Below are 18,236 nucleotides of genomic sequence, written 5' to 3'. Positions count from 1 at the left end.
ATATATTTCAGCTCCGCAGGAGATGATTTAATATGTTATAATGCTTAAGTATTTACTTCAAATTGGAGGGAAATTATGAATAAGGTTACAATGAAAGACGTAGCGGAAATGGCCGGTGTTTCAAAAGCTACAGTATCGATGGTTATGAACAAGAAAGATGCTAGTATAAGTAATGTAACCAGAAACAACATATTAAAAATTGCAAAAGAAATGAGTTATATTCCTAATTCCATTGCAAGAAGCCTTAGTACTAAAAAATCGGGCACTATAGGAATTATACTTCCCGATATTACAAATCCATTTTTCTCCGAAATGGCGAGAGCTGTTGAGGATGAGGCTGAAAGACTAGAATATAATTTAATGATATGCAATACAGATAATGATATTCACAAAGAAGAAAAATATATTCAACTTCTTATAAGTAAACTTATAGATGGAATAATTTTTATGTCTGGTGGTAAAAGTAATGAAAGTATAACCTTACTAAAAAAGAACAATGTTCCTTTTGTATTGGTTGATAGATATATTGATGGATATAAAGATTATTATGGTGTCTTTTCATTAAATAATCAGGGGGTAAGGAATGGTGTTAAATATTTATATGAAAATGGAAAACGAAAAATAGCTTTCGTAAAAGGAAGTGAAAATTTAGAAATTTCAACTCAGAGATTAGAAGGTTATATTGATGAAATGACGAATTATGGACTATACGATGAAAAGTATATATTTGAAGGTGACTTTAATGTTGAAGGTGGCATATTGGCAACACAAAAAATAATAAACACTTTTAACAATATAGATGCTATTTTTTATAGTAATGATATGATGGCATTAGGTGGAATGAAAATTTTACTCAGAAATGGGTATAAAATTCCAAAAGATATATCCGTTGTTGGCTTCGATAATATTCAAATGTCTTCGGTTATAGAGCCAGAACTTACAACTATATCGCAACCAATATATATAATGGGTAAAAAAGCTTGCAACATTTTAATCGATGTGATCAATGGAAATATACCAGATGATAAACAAATATATTATGAAACTAACCTTATTATTCGTGGAACTGTATAAATATATATACTTAATATAATGATAATTTCAATTAATCAGTAAATAATTGGAATTATTTCCTTGGAAATATAAGGTAATTATTACCGGTTTTTATGCTATAAATCCGAAGGATATGATTAAATAGACCTAATTTAATTAATGATCTTAATTATAATCACTTTAAAGAGCTACTGATTATGATTAACATAATGTTAACATGTTTGCCATTTGCATGCCATAGTATAACTCTATTATATAAATAAGGTACATATACAGTAATGTATAAACAAATTAATATACCTAATCCTAATTCCTCTGTAACCTCCTTTTGCAGAGGAATTTTTATATGAGATACATATTGAATGATATATAATAAGTTTTGATAATTGCTATTAGTATTATATAATAGATAGTGTTATATAAAATATTAAAAATGCGTATTTAAATGAAAGATATAAACTAATTTATAAAAAGCTTTTAATAAAGGAGAAATTTTATTATGGAAACCATTTTAATAGTTGATGATGAAGAAAGAATTAGAAATTTAGTGTCTATTTATTTAAGAAAAGAACAATATAATATTTTGCAAGCTGAAAACGGTAATGAGGCTATAAATATATTTAATAAAGTTAAAATAGACTTGGTTATTTTAGATGTAATGATGCCTGTAATGGATGGATGGGATGTATGTAAGGAAATAAGAAAAACATCTAATATCCCTGTTATAATGCTTACTGCTAAATCTGAAGAAGACGATGAATTATTGGGTTTTGAATTAGGGACTGACCACTACATCACTAAACCTTTTGTTCCAAAGCTATTAGTTGCTAAAGTAAAAGCAATTATAAGGAGAACACACACCACTGAGCCTTCCTTAAAGGAGGAAGATAGCTATGATGGTCTAAAGGTTAATAATTTAAGCCACGAAGTTACTGTTGATAACATAGAAATTAACTTATCACCAAAAGAATTTGAATTATTGAATTATTTTATACTTAATAAGAGAATTGTACTCAGTCGCGAAAAAATATTAGATTCCTTATGGGGTATTGACTACTTTGGTGATTTAAGAACTGTGGATACAGTTATAAAGAGATTAAGAGAAAAGTTGGGTGAAAAATCTTACCTTATAGCAACAATAAGAGGGGCTGGATACAAATTTGAGGTGAAAAATGAAAAATGAAAAAAGTATAACAAAAAAGCTTTTCGCAATAACTACCATAGTTTTTGTAGTTTTTATAACCACTAATTTAATAGTTCAATCTGCATTCTTCCAGCAATTTTATATAAAATGGAAAAAAGATAATCTTGAAAAGAATCTTGTAAAATTCAAAAGTGAATACAGTTTGTTAACAAAGAGTGAAGATGAGATTACCTTAATTAGTACTTTTGAAGAAGACAATAGTTATAAAATAGTTATACGGGATAGTTTAGGAAATTTAAAGTATCTTACGCAAACAGCTGATGAAAGAAAAGACTCCCTTAGAGCCAGAGTAATTAATCAGATAATGTCATCTGAGATAGAAAATATCGGCGGCCTTACTAAATTCAAAAAAGAGGAGACTCCATTAGTATTTATTACGCAAAGTAACCCTGATATGGCAACAAGTGTTGCAGGTATATCATATGATGAAAGTAAAGATGAAATTGTTTATGCTTTTTCTTCACTACAGCCAGTAAACGAAGCTGTACAAGTTATAAAAGAATTTTACTTGTATTTCTACATTGGTGCATTAGTTGTAATTGTATTTCTATCATTCATTTACTCTAATATGATTGCAAAACCATTAATAAAAATAACTAATACAGCCACTAAAATGGCAAAACTTAATTTTTCAGAAAAATGCGAAGTTAAAAGTGATGATGAAATAGGTGCTCTAGCTGCTTCACTTAATCTTCTATCAGAGAATCTAAATAAATCATTGACCTCACTTAAAGATGCTAATTCACAATTAGAAAAGGATATTGAAAAAGAAAAGAAATTAACGGAAATGAGGAAAGACTTTGTAGCATCAATTTCTCACGAGCTTAAAACTCCTATAACACTTATAGAAGGGTATACACTCGCATTAAATGATGATATATTAGAAGGCGAGGAAAAACAATATTTCATTGATGTCATAATGGACGAATCAAGGAAAATGAATAATTTAGTATCAGATATGTTAAATCTATCTCAATTAGAGTCTGGAAATTTTAATTTAATTAAGGAAGAGTTTTATCTCGATGAGTTAGTGACACCAGTTACTAAGAAATATTCATCATTGCTTAATGAAAAAAGTATTAAACTCCGACTAAATTTGATTCCCAATATAAAGGTAAATGCAGATTGGACAAGAATTGAACAGGTACTAACAAACTATATGACGAATGCAATAAGACATACTTATGAAGGCGGATTCATCACTGTAACAATGTTAGATAAAGAAGACTCAATTTGCATTGAAGTTGAAAATAGCGGAAAAGGAATTGATCCTGATGAAACGAGTAAGATATGGGATAATTTTTATAAAATAGATAAATCAAGAACTAGAAAACTTGGTGGAACTGGTCTAGGACTTTCGATAGTTAAAAATATAGTATTACTTCATGGTGGTAGTTGTGGAGTTGAAAATACACAAAAGGGAGTTAAATTCTATTTTAACTTAACAAAACAATAAGAAATATAGTATTTGGTTATACATTCTGGCAATAATAATAAAACTAAGAAAAGTATGTAAAATAATTATTTTACATACTTTTCTTATATTAATTTATAAACTTATTTAATTTGCAATCTTAACATTGCCATTAATCATGTCACTATAATATCCTTTCAAACATATAAGTTCATCATGATTTCCAGCTTCTACGATTCGTCCATGTTTTAGAACTACTATTTTATCAGCATTTCTTATTGTTGATAGTCTATGTGCAATAATAAGTGTGGTTCTATTTTGTGCCATCTCCTCAATAACCTTTTGTATCAACTTTTCCGTTTGGGAATCTATATTTGATGTAGCTTCATCTAATATAAATATGGACGGTGAATGGGCAAGAGCCCTTGAGAATGATAGGAGTTGTCTCTGACCTGCTGAAAATGTGGCTCCTCTTTCCATAACCTTTGCGTGAATTCCTCCTGGAAGCTCATTTACAAAATCTAATGCACAAGTAGTTTCCAATGACTCATTTAGAATATTTTCACTTATATTATCATTTAATATAACATTAGATTTTACATCACCTGAAAATAAAAATACATCCTGAAGCACAACTGATATACCTTTTCTAAGGTCCCTCTTTTTTATATCATTTATATTAATTCCATCTATTAGTATCTCTCCTTTTTGGATCTTATAAAATCCACTTATAAGACTTGTGATTGTAGTTTTTCCTGCGCCTGTCTCACCTATAAATGCAAAAGTTTCACCTTTTTTAACCTTAAAACTAACATTTTTCAGTATCCACTCTAAATTATTATAAGAAAACCAAACGTTTTTAAATTCTATGTCTCCTTGCACATGCTTTAGGCTTTTTCCCTCGTCTAAATTTTCTAGTGAATCCTTCTCATCCAAAAGTTCAAAAATTCGTTCTGCAGAAACCAAAGCCGATTGAATTGTAGTATAACTGTCTGCAAGATCCGATATTGGATTGAAAAATTGTTTTATATAAGTTGTAAAAGCGTAAAGTACACCTATCTCTATAGTTTGGTTTGCAATTTTACCCATAGAATACCAAAGTATAATTGCTACTGCAAGACTTTGAAAAACATCTGCTGCCGGTCTTAAAATACTGTTTATCCTAACTTGAAATAATGTACTTTTTAAATACTCTTGGTTTAGTTTTAAGAATTCATCATTTTTTTCCTTTTCTCCTGTGAATATTTGAATTATTTTCATCCCTGATATGTTTTCAGCCATAAATCCATTAATTCTACCTATTAAGCTTTTCATTATTGTAAAATTTTTCTTTATCTTATTCTTTAACATAAAAATTATAAAAAACATTATGGGTACAACTGAGAATGAAATAAATGCTAATTTCACATCAAGTGCAAGCATAACATAAACAATACCTATTAGTAAAAAAGCATCTTTAAACAAGCTTATAATTACATCAGTATACATTTCACTTAAAGCTTCAACATCGTTTGTGGCTCTTGTTATGATTCTTCCTGATGAGTTTTTATCAAGGTACTTTAGAGGGAGAAATTGTATTGTCCTAAATACACGCCTTCTCAAATTCATCATAATTTCCTGACCGGCTTTGTTTATTAAATTTACTTGTATAAAAGATGATAACCCTCCAATAAGTGCAATAACGAAATATGCTATTCCCATAGATGTTATTGAGTATATACCATTTTGTGATACTTTCTTTATTAAGAAGTCATCAATAACAACCTTTAATATATAAGGTTTAAGTAGTTCTGCGCAGTTTACAATAATTACACATAGCGCAGCTAAAATTATCTTTTTAATATGTGGTTTAGTTAGTCCTAAAAGCCTTTTAAAACTATTTACTTTATGAAGCTTCCCATTGAGACTTGTAGGTTTCATAATAGAGTCCTCCTTTCTTTATGAGCTCATTATGAGTTCCATTTTCACAAATTCTGCCTTTGTCTAACACTATAATAAAATCTGAATGTCGTATAGTAGAAATTCTATGAGCAATAATTATTGTGGTCTTACCTTTCCTTATTTTCTGTATATTTTCAAGTACTTTACCTTCAGTAATAGTATCTACAGCTGAAAGAGAATCATCTAAAATAAGAATAGGTGGGTTACCAATAATAGCCCTAGCTATAGAAATACGTTGTTTTTCACCACCAGATAGATTAACGCCTCTTTCTCCAAGTATAGTATCAAATCCATTAGGAAAATTAATAATACTTTCATATATAGAGCTTGCCCTGGCAGCGTTTTCAACCTCTTCATCGGTATATATATCTTTGAAAAATTTTATATTATCTTTTATAGTTGCTGAAAACAAAAAATTATCTTGAGTTACATAACCAATACTACTTCTAAGTGTTTCTAGAGAATAGTCATTTATGTCCACTTTATCAATTAATATTTCTTCTCGAGGTGACATATAGAGTTTTAATAATAAGTTTGAAAGAGATGTTTTACCTGAAGCTGTTTTTCCTAATATTCCAACGGTATAACCTTTAGGTATTTTTAGTATAATGTTCTCTATCGCTTTTTTGCCATGAGTATCATAAGAAAAGCTTAAATTGTTAAATTCTATTTCACCCTTAATTGGACTACTTATCATTTTTAATCCATCCGTAATTTGAGGGCTCTCATTAAATATATCATCCAACCTTTTAAGCGAGGCAATCCCTCTTTGAAATATATTTATAATTCGGCCAATAGAAATTATAGGTCTCATGATCATTGTAAGATATCCGTTAAAGGCTATAAACTCCCCAAGAGTTATAACATTATTTAGCGCCATGTTACCGCCTATAATAAGATTCATAACGAAACTTATACTAAAAAAAATTTGAATTACAGGGGCGAGCAAAGAAGAAACCTTTACCATGTTAAGATTAGAATCCATCATCTGTCTATTTAGAATTTCGAATTTCATGGATTCAGACTCCTCTTGTACATATGATTTTATGACTCTAATTCCATATATATTTTCTTGTACACTACCAGAGATTGTAGCAAAATTCTCTTGAACCTTTTTAAATCGTTTTTGAATAAGTCTACCTATCATAAACATAAAATATATTATAAATGGAATTGGAACTAATATCATTAATGTAAGTCTAAAATCTATAATCTTAGCCATTAAATATATAGAAATACTGCATATAACAATGACGTTTATTATCATAGCCGTAGCTGGTCCAAAAGTCATTCTTACAGCAGAAATATCATTTATAGCATAAGCAATTAAATCACCAGTTTTCTTTTTATTATAAAATTCAGGTGATAATTTTTGAAAATGAAGAAATAATTTTGCGCGCAGATGACATTCAAGATTTCTAGCATTAACTACTATTTGATTTCTCCATAAATAGGTACATATAAAAGTTCCTACTGCAATTAAAAGTATATAAATAATTTTTATTTTCACAAGTGCAAAAGAAAAATTGTTAGTTCCTAGTATATCAATTGTATCACCTAAGACTCTAGGAAAAAATGACTGAATATATGAAGTTAGCATCATAAAGATAATGCCAATAAAATATGATATCTTATGGTCTTTAAAAAAATCTATTATAATGTTCTTTGCCACATTATTCCTCCTTTATAGGTTTAATTCATTCAAACTTTTAACAGATTCTCGTGGAATTAGAGTACTATTAATTGTTATGCTCTCGCAAGGTTTATCAGGGCTCATAATCCTTTTTAAAATTAAATCTACAGCTACTTCACATGAATACTCAATGTTTAAATCTAAAGTAGTAAGAGGTGGTAACATTAGTGATGCCATTTCAGTATTTCCACTGCTAATAATAGAAATATCCTCTGGCACTTTAATTCCCTTATTATTAAGAAGATTTATTAATTTCACAGATATAAAATCACCTTGACATATTATTGCGGATGGTTTGCTTTTAGCCAAAAGTAAATCTAAAACTGACTTCTCAAAATTTTCTTCGAAGCTCTCTTCAACGTAAGTAAAAAAATCGTTATTAATAGGTATTTGATAATCTTCAAGTGCTGAAGTTATGCCTAACACCTTTTCTTTATTCCTAAATAAAATACTACGTCTTCCTAAAAATCCAATATCTTTATGTCCTTTCTTTATTAAATACTCGCATTGCTTATATCCTCCATTATTAAAATTAAACCAAACACTGTCAAAATCACAGGAAGGGGAGTACCCAGTATAGAAAATGTAATTCTTTATTTTTTGTTTTAGTAAACTGATATAACCGTCATTAAATTTTCCAATTAAAATTACACCATTAAAATTATTCTCCTTCATTAACTTATAAGGAAGTTGCATTTTATCCTGATTATTCTTATCAACAAATTCTGTATGATAATAGATGTCTAATTTTTGAAGGGCCCGTTCAATTCCCTGGATCATGTATGCGAAATTACTATTATCTTGCATCAAGGGTCTTTGATGAAGAACTAAAATTTTATAATTGATTTTACCAGTTGGCTTTATATATCCCATTTCTTTTGCTTTAATTAAGATTTTTTCTCTTAATTCTTCCCCAACTCCAATTTTTCCCGATAGTGCGCGGCTTACTGATATAGTTGAAATATCTAATTCAGAAGCTATATCTGATATCGTAGTTTTATTACTCAAGTAATTCACCTCTAATTTTATGATTTAATACTATTATATGTAATTTAACGTATGAATACAACGTTTGTAAAATATATATATTACGTTATATTACTAATTCTATAACGTAGGTTCTCAATTTTCAGTATACTAAAGAACATAAAAAGAAATAACAAGTCAATATGTTAACATTTTGACTTGTTATTTCTTTTCATGTGCCTAAAGTACAAAAATAAAATTTTATAAACTTATTTTTAAATAATGTACACGCTTAGCAGGCCAAGAACTTTTATAAAATATATTTAAAGCTTCAAATGAATGATGTGAAACTAAAGGCTGCGAATATCTAAAAGATGTAATAATGGTAGAATGAAATATTTTACCATTATTATCTTCGAAAAATATCAAGTCACCTAATTCAAGCAGGGCAGTATCATATATCTCAAGACCTTTAGCTCCTGGAGCTTTAGTTTGTTGATTGATTTTTAAAAACCAATAAAGAGAGTGTGCCACCGCCCACGATATAGACCAGGTATCATCCTTTGTACTAGCTGTATTAGCTTTCTTGTACCACCATGGATGTGAAGAATTAAAAATCATAGGTGCTCCACCGGCTAGTAGACACTGAGATATAAAGTTTGCGCAATCACCACTAGATTCGTTATTAATTAGAGGGTAGTACCTAAAATTAGGGTTTGGATACAATGCATAGGTTTTAGCATATTTCACTGCATTTATTCTTGAATATTTATTCGCTCTAAAAAAGTCCATATTAAACTCCATAAAATTACTATCTTTAAATTCTATGATAAAGATAGTTGGAATGTTCATAAAAGTCAAAAATTTATTCATTGCACCATATTTATATTTATAACATAATTTTTTAAAATCAAACGGAATGTTAACTTGAAATTTAAAAGTATTAATGATAGATTATTTAGAAAGGGAATTACCCCCAAAGTTTTTTTGTCCCATACGTGGGTTTTATGGTTCTGAAAATTTGAATAATTTAATAAATATACAAGTGTCTCTACAAAACTATATATAAATTATAAGGTTATGGCGCATTCTTCCCAAATAGTGCAACAATCGTAGAAAAATACAAATTGAATTTTCATGTATTTAAAAGGTAATAATAGTATACTTTATGGGAATAATATCAATAAAGTTAATTGGAGGTTGTTAAAATGAATAATGAACTTTGCCCAAACTGTAGAGTGTTAAGAGATACTGTAGTATCAATGTTTGAAAAAGAAATTAAAGAAAAAGGAGAAGTTTACAAAGTTTTATCAAAAAGTTATAGCTGTTCAATGTGCAACACATTTATTCGATGTGAAAATATAAAAAGTAAAACAAATAAAATCAATAAATCCAAAAAAAATTAAAACCCATAGAAGATAAAATAAGAAATATAATCCTCCATTGAAAAGAAGATTATGTTTTTTATTTTTTAATATTCAGCTATATGAACCCATGATTTTTGGTATCGGGATTTTTTAAAAGAAAGCTATGATTCACTAAAAATAGAAAACCTAAATGATGCACACAGAATGTTTACCGAAATAGCACTTTTGTGGACAAAGGTTTCTGGTGTATTTAAAAAAACTGCAGAATTTATGAATGTAAACAAAAACATTTGTTTTTGACTACACTTCAACTACTTCAGAGATGATTGATTTACATTCCATATATAAGGTATTTTAAGATAATATCACGAATTTTTTTGATAATTGTATGTTGAATTAATAAATTTAGTACTGAAGGAAGTCTAAAGAAATTTTATAAACGACTTAATCTATTAAGTTATTTGTTTTTATACATATCACGGAGCGTACACAATAGCTTGATATTGTTCGACATGTAGAATATAATTAAGAAAGTATTTAATATTGGGAGGAGTTTTCTTATGAATTATATTACCGCCCAAGAAATAGCGGATAAATGGGGAATAACAAGAAGACGTGTACAAATATTATGTGTTCAAAACAGAATAGAGGGAGCTACCCGACTGGGTAATATGTGGGTAATCCCAAAAGATGCAGAGAAACCAAAGGATGGAAGAGTTAAAAGTAGTGATTGGGAAGAGGATGTGTGTGGAAATAATGAATAAATTTAGTCCTTATGGGTCGCGTTATTTCGCAGAACAGTTAACATTAAAAAGACCAAGTAATAGTATCGAAAGTCTAGCACCCTCACTTGCAGGAGCAAAGGTAGATTTAAACCCACATCAAATAGATGCAGCACTATTTGCATTTAATTCTCCTGTTTCTAAGGGCGTATTACTTGCTGATGAAGTTGGACTTGGTAAAACAATTGAAGCTGGGATTGCTATTGCACAATACTTTGCAGAGAGAAAAAGAAAAATTTTGCTTATTGTCCCTGCATCACTACGGAACCAGTGGCTTTCAGAGCTTGACGAAAAGTTTTATATAAAGTCTCAAATACTTGAAAAAAAGAATTATAATCAAATGAAAAAAGCAGGGATGCATAATCCATTTATACAAAAAGATCATGTGGTTATATGTTCCTACCAGTTTATTTCAAATATGAGTAAAGAGGTTTCGAATGTTGCGTGGGATTTAGTTGTAATTGATGAAGCACATAGACTTAGAAATGTATATAAACCTAATAATGTTATGAGTAACAAGTTAAAAGACGCTCTAAAAGACAGGCGTAAATTGTTACTAACTGCAACTCCGCTACAAAACAATCTTATGGAGTTATATGGTCTTGTCAGCATAATAGATGATAAAGTGTTTGGAGACGTAAAAACATTTAGAGAACAATTTATAAAAACTGAAAATGAAGATATTAGAAATATAAATCTAAAAGCACGTATAGGACAGTTTTGCAAAAGAACTTTGCGTAAACAAGTTACAGATTACGTTTCATATACCCAGCGAAAACTCATACTTCAAGAATATGAACCATCTCCAGAGGAAGAATTGCTATATAATGAAGTATCGGAATATTTACGTTCTGATGAGCTATATGCACTGCCCAACAGCCAAAGGAAGCTTATGACGATGATACTTAGAAAATTGCTTGCATCATCATCATTTGCAATATCGGGAACATTAGACTCACTAGTTTCAAGACTTGAAAATATGCTTTTAGAAATTGACAGTGAACTAAAGTTAGATGATTATGACACATTCGAGGAGCTTCTTGAAGAAAGTGAATTAATAGAAGATGATATAAAAATTGATTTAATGAAAAATAGGAAAAAGATAGCAATAGAACTTAGTAAACTAAAAAGTTATGCTATACTTGCAAAAAGTATAACTACTAATGCTAAAGGTGAAAATTTAATTACCGCATTAGAAAAAGGATTTGGGGAAGATACAAGAACAAGACTTGGGGCTAAAAGAAAAGCAGTAATATTTACGGAATCACGTAGAACTCAGGAATATATTTTTAATTTACTTTCTGAAAAGGGGTTTAGAGACGATATTGTGCTTTTAAATGGTTCTAACACTGATAAAGGTTCTAAAGATATATATAAAAGTTGGGTAATACGACATAAGGGCGAAGATATAGTTTCTGGTTCAACTCAAGCAGATATAAAAGCAGCGGTTGTTGAGGAATTTCGTGAACGTGCAAGTATTTTAATAGGAACAGAGGCGGCCGCTGAAGGTATAAATCTACAATTTTGTTCTATTATAGTAAATTATGATCTGCCATGGAATCCGCAAAGAATTGAACAACGTATAGGACGTTGCCATAGATATGGGCAAAAAAATGATGTTGTTGTTGTGAATTTTCTTAATATTAAAAATGAAGCGGATAGGCGCGTTCACGATTTGTTAAAGGATAAATTCAAACTGTTTGATGGCTTGTTTGGTTCATCTGACGAGGTGCTTGGTAAAATTGAAGCGGGAATGGATTTTGAAAATCAAATAGCAATAATTTATCAAGAATGTAAAAATAAAGACGATATAAAAATAGCTTTTGATGAACTACAAGAACTTCATAAAGAAAAAATTGACCAAGGATTAAACGGTGCAAAAAAAAGTATTCTTGAAAATTTTGATGAAGATGTTGCAATACTATTAAAAGCAACAAATTTAAGCACAAAAAAAAGTGTTACTCAATATGAAAAGTGGCTTTATAATTTTATTATTTCTGAGGAAGGAGATAAAGTGAAACCGATTGATAACACAAGATTTTTTTACGATGGAAACAATCATAATAAAGGCTATTACAATCTTAAATGGAAAGATAGCGAGGAGAAAGGTGAGCATTTTTTAAGAGGTGAGCATCCACTGTGTAAGCAATTAATAAACAATAGTAAAAAAAGGTTACTAGAGGTTAGTAAAGTTATTTTTGATTACAAAAATTCTGGCAGAAAAATTAGTTACATAGATAATATGAATATAAAAACAGGGTGGTTTGTTTTGGACAAGCTTACAAATGATGCTCTTGAAGTGCAGGAATATTTATTGATAACTGCTCTTTGTGATGATGGGACACTAATTGATAGTGACATCTCTGGACGAATTATTGAATTTCCTATTGTAAACAGCTTTCAATGTATTATTAAGGCACCATTAAATATTGATATTTATAGGGAACAATCAAAAATCAACACATTAAAGGTTATTGAAAAAGAAAATATAAAATTTTATATAGATGAGTGTAAAAAACTTGATGATTGGAGCGAGGATTTAAAACTTGGATTAGAGAGAGAGCTTCTTGATGTAGATAGGGAAATAAGTGAAAAGAAAAAGGCTAAGAATGACTTAGTTGATACAATTTCAATGGAAACAATGATTATTATGCAGGCTGAGATTAACAAGCTTTCAAAATTAAGAACAAAAAAGCAAAAGGAAATGTTTGATGAGCGAGATAAAATTGATGAAGAAAACCTAGTATTGCAACGACAAATGCAAGAAAAAGTAAAAGGGAAGGTTACAGTAGACAAAATATTTACTGTGCAATTTGAGATAATTTGAGGACAGAGTGTAAAGAAACTTGAGAACATACAAAAAGTTTAATTAGAGTAAAGAGAGGAAATAAAATGGATAATAAACAGAAATTAGAGCTAACATGGATTGGAAAGGGTAATGAACCAAAGCTTGAACCAAGGATTTTACTATATGACAAAGATAAATCATATGGTGATGAAAGTAGTGAAAATATGTTAATTCATGGTGATAATCTTCTTGCATTAAAGGGACTAGAACAGGATTATGCAGGCAAAGTTAAGTGCATATATATTGATCCACCGTATAATACAGGAAGTGCTTTTGAACATTATGATGATAACTTAGAACATAGTACTTGGCTTAATTTGATGAAGCCAAGACTTGAGATGTTAAGAAATTTATTAAGTGATAATGGAAGTATATGGATTAGTATTGATGACGATGAACAGGCATATTTAAAAGTTCTTTGTGATGAAGTTTTTGGGAGAAAGAATTTCGTGAATAATGTAATTTGGGAGAAAAAATATTCACCGCAAAATGATGCGAAGTGGCTTTCAGATAGTCATGATTTCATTATGGTGTATGCAAAGAATAAGGAAATTTGGCGTCCTAATTTATTACCAAGAAGTCCAGAAATGGATGCCAGGTATAAAAATCTAGATAATGACCCAAGGGGTGATTGGAAATCAAGTGATTTATCTGTAAAAACATATACTGCAACATGTGATTATTCAATAACTACACCAAGTGGTAGAGTAGTAAATCCACCTCCAAGTAGGTGTTGGAGAACTACAAAAAAGAGATTTGATGAATTAGTTGTAGACAATAGAGTTTGGTTCGGTATAAATGGTAACAATGTTCCTTCAATAAAAAGATTTTTAACAGAGGTAAAACAAGGATCAGTTTCAAAAACAATTTGGAGTAGAACAGAAGTTGGTGATAATCAAGAAGCTAGAAAGGATATTATTCCATTCAATTCAGAAAATGTATTTGCTACACCGAAACCAGAGCGTCTTTTGGAACGTATTTTAACTCTTGGGACTAATGAAGGTGACCTTGTTCTTGACTCTTTTCTTGGTTCTGGCACTACAGCAGCAGTAGCTCATAAAATGAATCGTAAATATATTGGTATTGAACTGGGTGAACACTGCTATACTCATTGCATCCCACGTCTTGAAAAAGTAATTGATGGAACGGACCAAGGTGGAATATCAAAAGCTATTAATTGGAAAGGTGGCGGTGGCATTAAGTTTTATGAACTTGCCCCAAGCCTTTTAAAAAAGGATAAATATAATAATTGGATTTTTGATATGGAAAATTATAATGCAGACATGCTTGCCACTGCTATGGCAAAACTAAGTGGTTATAAATATTGTCCAGATGAAAATGTATTTTGGAAGCAAGGGGAAGCACATGAAGGAAGTTACATTTTTACAACTACACAATATATAACAACAACCTATGTAAATCAGCTTACAGAAGAAATGAAGAATGGTGAAAATTTACTTATTTGTTGCCCAGCTTTTGATATTGGACTTGACGGACGCTATGAAAATATTATTATTAAAAAAATACCACAGGCAGTACTTAATAAATGTGATTTTGGTATTAGTAATTACAATATGAACATTATTGATATTTCTAAATTTGATAGTGAGGTGGATTTTGATGAATAGAAATGCACGAATGATAAATAATGCTTTAAATTTAAGAGATCCTCAAACTGAAAGTTTAGAAATATTTGAAACTATATGTGACACATTACAACTTAAAAAAGAAGTTGATTTAAAAAATGAACTTGAAAAGATAAAGGCATTATTTCCTACCTTATCAGATTTTGAGAGAAGTTTTCCGTCAGTTTGCTTTTCACTTGCAACGGGGATTGGGAAAACAAGGCTAATGGGTGCATTTATTGCTTATTTATATTATGAGAAAGGATTTAAAAATTTTTTTGTTATGGCGCCTAACTTAACAATATATAATAAACTAAAATCCGACTTTAGCAATAGTGGTAGTACCAAATATGTATTCAAGGGTCTTGATGCATTTGTGTCTCCCCCAAGAATTATTGATGGTGATAACTATGGTAATGTTACCCAAACATCAAATATTAATAATGATGTAATTATAAATATCTTTAATATTGCAAAACTAAATTCTGAAAGCAAAACAAACGATGGAAAACCTGCAAGAATTAAAAGGCTTAATGAGATTTTGGGAGAGTCCTATTTTGATTATCTTGTGGGAATTGATGATTTGTGTATTCTAATGGATGAAAGTCATCATTACCACGCAGACAAGAGCTTTGATGTTATAAATGAACTAAAGCCTATTTTAGGTATAGAGGTAACCGCAACTCCACAAATTCAAAAGGGCGCTACTACTATTAAATTTAAAAATGTAGTGTATGAGTATTCACTTGCTCATGCATTAAAAGATGAAAAATATATAAAAGTACCCAATGTTGCAACAAGAAAAGATTTTAATCCCGATCAGTACAAGAGTGATCCATGGGAGCTAGATAGAATTAAATTAAAGGATGGCATAACAGCACATATTTTAACACAGGCTGCACTTGAAGTATATGCAAGAACCACCAATAAACCGGTAGTAAAGCCCTTCGTATTGGTGGTTGCAAAGGATACTGACCATTCAAAACAGATTTTTGAATATGTAATATCAAATAGCTTTATGAGTGAAGCATATAAGAACAAGGTTATAGAAATAAACTCAAGTCAAAAGGGTGCAGAAAAAGATGGTAACATTGCACAACTCTTATCTCTTGAAAGTATTGATAACAAAATTGAAATTGTTATACATGTTAATATGCTAAAAGAGGGTTGGGATGTAAATAACCTTTATACAATTATACCTCTTAGAACGTCAGCATCTGATACATTGACTGAACAGACAATTGGTAGAGGATTGAGACTTCCTTATGGTGAACGCACTGGAAATCTTGAAGTGGACAGGCTTACTATAGTTAGCCACGATAAATACGAGGCTATTATTAAAATAGCAGAAGATCCTAATTCTTTAGTACGTAGATTTTATTTTATAGATCCTAATGAAAATGAATCAGACGACCAAATCGAAACAATGGAACTATCCTCCAAGATTAATGATTTTATTTATGGTGAATCATTTGCCGAGCAAATGAGCATTTATATTACTGATGATGCAAAAGTGGATAAAGATGAAAAAAAAGAGGTCGTAAAGTTTATTTCTCATACTGCTTATAAAACTGTTCTTGAAGTAAATAAAACTATTAAAAATATTAATGAAGTTAAAGATGAAGCAATACAAAAAATGATGATAAATTCTGTTTTAGGTTTAACTCAACAAAAATTTCCGCAGCTTAAATTAACCGCTGAGGATATAGCAAAGTGTGTTCAAAAAACAGTAGAACAGGTATCCCAAGTACTAACAGATATTATTATACCTATTCCACAAGCAATAGTTCAGCCAATAGTTGAGGTAGTGCAAGGTTTTAATAAATTTGACCTTGACATTAGGTTTATCAACTATCAACCATCGATTGATGATAAACTTATGATTACGGAGCTTAAAGAAGATGGAAAAACAATATATTCAGATATGTCTTTTATTAATGCAAAAGAGATTGATTTACCAGAAAATGCAATTTTAAAGCATTTAATGTTAAAGGATAATATAGATTATGTTACCTATGCTGATTTTATATATGAATTAATTGAACAGCTAAAAGAGCATCTAATGAGTTATCTTAAAGATGAAGAAAAAGTAAAAAAAGCACTTGTGCAATTTAGAACACAAATTGTTGAAACTATCTATGCACAGATGAACGAACATTTTTATAAGGAAGAAACGAACTATAAAACTGCAGATATGCGTCCGTTTTGTGAGATTATTCCAAGTTTTGGGGGTAAATACATAACAGATGATATTTATGATTATAGGTCAACTATTGCTGGTGAGAAGGTAAAGTCAAAGATTTTCAAAGGGTTCACCAAAAGCTGTCATACTCTTTATAAATTTAAGAACAACACAGAAAAAACTTTTGCAATGATTTTGGAGCGTAATAATGAACCACAAAGGTGGCTTTGTCCTAGTAGAAATCAGTTTAATATTTACTATGATAAGCATAGTGATAGCAGATACCAACCCGATTTTATTGTTGAAACAAAGAACTGTATTTATATGGTAGAAACAAAGGATGTTCGCAATCTTAATGATCCAGTTGTTGTTAAAAAAGCAAAAGCAGCTACAGAATATTGCAGAGCGGCTACTGAATTTAATAAGAAACATGGTGGAAAACAGTGGAGGTATGCACTTATTTCGCATGAAAATGTAAGACTAAGTAATGGGTTTGATTTTATCATGAAAAACAGATACAAATTTGATGGAGAAGTAGTTATGAATAATGAAAGAAACATTAAAATTTTTTAAAAAAATTTCTAGTAATGTTATGGATATATATCGGGTAAAGCCGACATACGCTTAAAAAGCCACATCATGGATATAGTTCCACGATCTAGCTTTTTAAGCGTTTCATTTGAGGATTAATCATATATGTCACCAATTATGTATTAGGGGTATGAAGAACATAGCTGCTGGCAACCGCAAATCATAATCATTATATTGGAAATTGAAGAGAATAAAAAGTTCCTATTGTTACTATTATTATAGGATTTTTTAAAAGCAATATAAGAAATTTAATAATAAAACTGATGAGATCTATAAATTTAATGAACTAGAACTTGTGTTGGTTAAGTTACTATCTACATATAGACGGTGCAACAATATCTAATAAATCAATATCGGCCTCAACAATATCTATTAAGTTAATATCCTTGTTACATTCATCTATTATATACTGTGGGATAATTTCATATTTAAAAGAATTTAGTTGAAATATGTAATCATTCTCAATATGGAATGTTTCGTTAACAAATTTATTTTGTAGGATAAACCTCATGAAGGTCAGTATCGGAATGTATTTGATTCTCCAGTTAAATAAGAAAATAGGTGGAATAA

General features: G+C 29.8%; 13 protein-coding genes. 8 read left to right on the top strand and 5 right to left on the bottom strand.

What is annotated here, in order from left to right:
• The first annotated feature begins 75 nt into the window (after positions 1-75).
• The 3 genes from ACREVX_RS07980 to ACREVX_RS07970 all read left to right on the top strand — a co-directional run bounded on the left by ACREVX_RS07980 (position 76) and on the right by ACREVX_RS07970 (position 3,713).
• Positions 76-1,074 (top strand): LacI family DNA-binding transcriptional regulator, encoded by a 999-nt coding sequence (locus ACREVX_RS07980; RefSeq protein WP_431543646.1) that lies wholly within the window; start codon positions 76-78, stop codon positions 1,072-1,074.
• Positions 1,075-1,549: 475 nt separating this feature from the next.
• Complete coding sequence (locus tag ACREVX_RS07975) at positions 1,550-2,236, top strand: response regulator transcription factor (protein WP_431543769.1); 687 nt, start codon at positions 1,550-1,552, stop codon at positions 2,234-2,236.
• On the top strand, positions 2,226-3,713 hold the full coding sequence (locus tag ACREVX_RS07970; protein ID WP_431543645.1) for a HAMP domain-containing sensor histidine kinase: 1,488 nt from the start codon (positions 2,226-2,228) through the stop codon (positions 3,711-3,713). Before ACREVX_RS07975 ends, ACREVX_RS07970 begins: the two co-directional genes overlap by 11 nt.
• Positions 3,714-3,818: 105 nt before the next feature.
• Here ACREVX_RS07970 and ACREVX_RS07965 read toward each other — a convergent pair whose 3' ends face one another.
• The 4 genes from ACREVX_RS07965 to ACREVX_RS07950 all read right to left on the bottom strand — a co-directional run bounded on the left by ACREVX_RS07965 (position 3,819) and on the right by ACREVX_RS07950 (position 9,063).
• Entirely contained in the window at positions 3,819-5,591 is a 1,773-nt protein-coding gene (locus ACREVX_RS07965; protein WP_431543644.1) for an ABC transporter ATP-binding protein, read from the bottom strand.
• A complete protein-coding gene (locus ACREVX_RS07960) occupies positions 5,557-7,284 on the bottom strand; it encodes an ABC transporter ATP-binding protein (RefSeq protein ID WP_431543643.1) in 1,728 nt (575 codons plus the stop codon). Before ACREVX_RS07960 ends, ACREVX_RS07965 begins: the two co-directional genes overlap by 35 nt.
• A 12-nt stretch (positions 7,285-7,296) precedes the next feature.
• Positions 7,297-8,313 (bottom strand): LacI family DNA-binding transcriptional regulator, encoded by a 1,017-nt coding sequence (locus tag ACREVX_RS07955; RefSeq protein WP_431543642.1) that lies wholly within the window; start codon positions 8,311-8,313, stop codon positions 7,297-7,299.
• A 219-nt stretch (positions 8,314-8,532) separates the two neighbouring features.
• Positions 8,533-9,063, bottom strand: a complete 531-nt coding sequence (locus ACREVX_RS07950) for an amidase domain-containing protein (protein WP_431543641.1) — start codon at positions 9,061-9,063, stop codon at positions 8,533-8,535.
• Between the two features lie 416 nt (positions 9,064-9,479).
• Here ACREVX_RS07950 and ACREVX_RS07945 point away from each other — a divergent pair, with 416 nt between their 5' ends.
• The 5 genes from ACREVX_RS07945 (at position 9,480) to ACREVX_RS07925 (ending at position 17,648) form a co-directional block, all read left to right on the top strand.
• A complete protein-coding gene (locus ACREVX_RS07945; RefSeq protein ID WP_431543640.1) occupies positions 9,480-9,677 on the top strand; it encodes a hypothetical protein in 198 nt (65 codons plus the stop codon).
• A gap of 521 nt (positions 9,678-10,198) precedes the next feature.
• Entirely contained in the window at positions 10,199-10,402 is a 204-nt protein-coding gene (locus tag ACREVX_RS07940; RefSeq protein WP_431543639.1) for a DNA-binding protein, read from the top strand.
• Entirely contained in the window at positions 10,395-13,247 is a 2,853-nt protein-coding gene (locus ACREVX_RS07935) for an SNF2-related protein (RefSeq protein ID WP_431543638.1), read from the top strand. The genes ACREVX_RS07940 and ACREVX_RS07935 overlap by 8 nt, the downstream gene beginning before the upstream one ends.
• A 65-nt stretch (positions 13,248-13,312) precedes the next feature.
• Positions 13,313-14,896 (top strand): site-specific DNA-methyltransferase, encoded by a 1,584-nt coding sequence (locus ACREVX_RS07930; RefSeq protein WP_431543637.1) that lies wholly within the window; start codon positions 13,313-13,315, stop codon positions 14,894-14,896.
• Positions 14,889-17,648, top strand: a complete 2,760-nt coding sequence (locus tag ACREVX_RS07925) for a DEAD/DEAH box helicase (RefSeq protein WP_431543636.1) — start codon at positions 14,889-14,891, stop codon at positions 17,646-17,648. The genes ACREVX_RS07930 and ACREVX_RS07925 overlap by 8 nt, the downstream gene beginning before the upstream one ends.
• Positions 17,649-17,976: 328 nt before the next feature.
• Here ACREVX_RS07925 and ACREVX_RS07920 read toward each other — a convergent pair whose 3' ends face one another.
• Positions 17,977-18,177 (bottom strand): hypothetical protein, encoded by a 201-nt coding sequence (locus tag ACREVX_RS07920; RefSeq protein ID WP_431543635.1) that lies wholly within the window; start codon positions 18,175-18,177, stop codon positions 17,977-17,979.
• Positions 18,178-18,236: the final 59 nt, after the last annotated feature.

The organism is Clostridium sp., from assembly GCF_050717545.1.
GTDB lineage: Bacteria > Bacillota > Clostridia > Clostridiales > Clostridiaceae > Clostridium_AD.
This window is presented reverse-complemented; position numbering and strand designations above follow the sequence as displayed.